Below are 2033 nucleotides of genomic sequence, written 5' to 3'. Positions count from 1 at the left end.
TATCACTTGCTTTTGCCTTCGGCTTCCTCCGCACAATGCCTCGCAACATTGCACTTGCTTTCAGCTAACACTTCGCGTTATCAACGTGTGTTCGGGACTTGCACCCTATAGTAAAAGAACATGGATGGCGCACAAAAAAAGTCCCCACCTTTTCAGGTGAGGACTCTTATCAAGTAGCGGAGACAAGATTCGAACTTGTGACCTTTGGATTATGAGCCCAACGAGCTACCCCTGCTCTACTCCGCAATATTCGGCAAATGTATAACAATAGTTTTTCTCTTTGTGATTATTTATACGATTTTCCTGTAGTGGTTTATACAACAAACCCTAAATCTCTAAAGGATGGTTGATGGTTGATGTATTTCCATTAGCCATTAAACATTGTACATTAAACATTTTCTTCTCCCTTCAGTGTTGAGGCATCTTACACCTAATCTTGTTCCACCAGGTTTGAAATCCATTTATTGTATGTCTGCAATCCTTGTGTTTGAAATTTCACCAGTGTGTCAATCTGCGAATTAATATTTCTTGAAAAGTTTCTGTTGAAATTAACTGACAGGTTGATGTGCTTGTTATACACTTCTGCGGTTTTATTCATATCGCTGACGGAAAGCTCCATGCACTGCTCAAAGTTTTTCTGCTGCAGGGCAATAAATTTTTCATAATTGAATTTATCAGATATATATGCCTGCTGCAACAGCTCCACGCTTTTCTTGTTGAAGTCAACCAGTTGATTCACTCTGCTCAGGTGGGAATCAATGATGGTGTCAATCACTTCTTCTGATAGTTGCAGGGCATTGGCAATGGTGTTGCTGATTTCATCCAGATGCGAAGTATCCATGCCGGACTCTTTCATCTGCCCGCGCAAATCATTTACGTACTTCTTGTTTGCTTCTATGGCGCGGTTGTATTGCTCCGTGCAGGCGTTAATGGTGGAGCGTATGTTTTCTTTTGCCTCCTTGCCGGCTTCGTTCAATTTAGATTTAAGTTCTTCCATCTGCTGAGAGATGGTTGGAGTTTTTGATCCTGCTTCAGCAGGATTTTTGGGGCGCTCTGCACCATAGCGTGTTTCGTGCCCGTTGGTTTGTGGCGCTTCGGTGGTAATCATAATTGTAAAATTTATAGAGTTAGTAGTTTATTGTTTCTTTTGTCTGGCTTAAAAGAGATTCATCCCCCCGCACCGCAATTTCTTCGCTCACAAGATACGTTTTGTCTATAGCAATATGAACCAGTTTGTAATAGGTGATTTCGCAGCAGGGATTTTCATCCTGAAAATAATAGGCGATGGGCGATGCTATGGGAACTCCGATTCCCTGCTTCTGCCCGAGCACTTCGTAGGTGGCGCCATCAAATGAGCGGTAGATAATGTACATACCATTGCATTTCTGGTTCTTCACATCCCAATGCAGATAGGTTTTTCCTTCAACGTATCTGCCGGCAAATAAAGTGAGCTGCGCGCTGGTGTCTTGCGAAACAGCAATCTCTTGTCCTTTATATAGCACAGATATTGTTTGTGCATTTGATGGTGCTGAAAACAGCAGCGCTGCAAATGCGAGCGGAAGTAGAATTTTGTTTTTCATTTTGGTTTCTTTTATAGGACAAAGAAACACAGAGAAGAGGTGATGTGAAATAGCCGCAACTATGCTTATTCCGTAATACGTGTTATCAGCAGATGTAATAGTTGGAACTACAAGGGATGGTTAAGGGGAAAGGTTAGAGGTTGGAGGTATGAAAGCCCCAAGTTCCAAATTCCAAGCCAAAAATTCCAAGGAACAGCCGATGTCGGTTGCTTCTTGGGACTTGGGATTTGGGGCTTGATGCTTGGGACTTTTTAGGGTGGCGGGAGCAAGCATCTACCTCAGCACCACCACCTTCTTTGAAAGCATTCCCGCGCTGGTGTTGATGCGCACAAAATAAATACCATCGGGCTGAGAACTCAAATCAATTTGAAGATTTGAAGATGAGTTAATTTGAAAATGATTATTGTAGAAAATCTTTTCTCCATATACATTATAGATTTCAATACTCTTCAT

At 42.0% G+C, this 2033-nt stretch carries 3 protein-coding genes and 1 tRNA gene; all 4 read right to left on the bottom strand.

The window, feature by feature from the left end; translation table 11 throughout:
* Window positions 1-174: 174 nt before the first annotated feature.
* Window positions 175-246 (bottom strand) — tRNA-Met (locus HY841_14795).
* 184 nt (window positions 247-430) lie between these two features.
* Window positions 431-1108, bottom strand: coding sequence for a hypothetical protein (locus tag HY841_14790; protein MBI4932023.1), 678 nt, complete (start codon window positions 1106-1108; stop codon window positions 431-433).
* 19 nt (window positions 1109-1127) lie between these two features.
* Window positions 1128-1580 (bottom strand): hypothetical protein, encoded by a 453-nt coding sequence (locus HY841_14785; GenBank protein MBI4932022.1) that lies wholly within the window; start codon window positions 1578-1580, stop codon window positions 1128-1130.
* A 273-nt stretch (window positions 1581-1853) separates the two neighbouring features.
* Window positions 1854-2033, bottom strand: a 180-nt coding sequence (locus tag HY841_14780) for a T9SS type A sorting domain-containing protein (GenBank protein ID MBI4932021.1), incomplete at its 5' end; no start/stop codon positions are given.

The sequence above is a fragment of the Bacteroidota bacterium genome, assembly GCA_016213405.1.
In the GTDB taxonomy this organism is placed as follows: domain Bacteria; phylum Bacteroidota; class Bacteroidia; order Palsa-948; family Palsa-948; genus Palsa-948.
The sequence above is the reverse complement of the archived record's forward strand: the minus strand, read 5'-3'. Positions and strand labels throughout refer to the sequence as shown.